Genomic DNA, 775 nt, shown 5'->3' with positions numbered 1-775 from the left:
TAAGCTTAAATGTAATTTCTCAACTCGCCAGTGCGTGAGTCGGCTATTTTAGACGTGGTGTACCACCTCCTCGACAGGCTCTGGTTGAGCGGCCGTTTCACTGATTTCAATCTTAACCGCTGCGACTTTGAATTCAGGAATTTTCGCATGCGGGTCCGTTGCCGTAGTCGTCAAGCGGTTGACTGGCGACTCAACGAAATGGAACGGAATAAACACGACGCCTTTTTGCATTCGCTTGGTCACAAACGCATCAATTTCGATGCTGCCACGACGAGTCGACACTTTTAGGCGCTGACCATTGTGGATACCAATTGCTTCGGCATCTTCAACACTGATCATCGCTCTTGGCCCAGCAAGGTTATCCAACCCTTTCGTTTTGCGTGTCATCGTACCGGTGTGGAATTGTTCTAGCACACGCCCTGTTGTAAGCACCAAAGGATACTCTTCATCAGGCAACTCGGCTGCATAACGGAACGGCACGCCCACCATTTGCCCTTTCCCTCGGGTAAATTGGGTTTGGTGCATAATACGAGTACCGTTTGGATTGTTCTTGTTACTTGGCCATTGAACACCGTTCGGCGTGATCGCGTCCCAACGCAACCCTGCATATTGCGGCGTTACACGCGCGATCTCGCTAGTGATTTCAGAAACACACTGGTAATGCCAATCGCTGCCCATCGCGTTTGCGATCGCTTGAATGATCCACCAATCTTCTTTCGCCTCACCCGGCGCTTTCACTGCCGCATTAACGCGCTGCACGCGTCGCTCAGTATTG

Annotated in this window: 1 protein-coding gene; it reads right to left on the bottom strand. The window is 51.1% G+C overall.

Going from position 1 to position 775, the window contains the following annotated elements; genetic code table 11:
- Positions 1 to 48: 48 nt before the first annotated feature.
- On the bottom strand, positions 49 to 775 hold a 727-nt coding region (locus R8N49_RS26575), incomplete at its 5' end, for a molybdopterin oxidoreductase family protein (protein WP_318190376.1).

The organism is Vibrio sp. 1978, from assembly GCF_033344345.1.
Note: the sequence above shows the minus strand (reverse complement) of the source record. Positions and strands in the feature narration are given on the sequence as shown.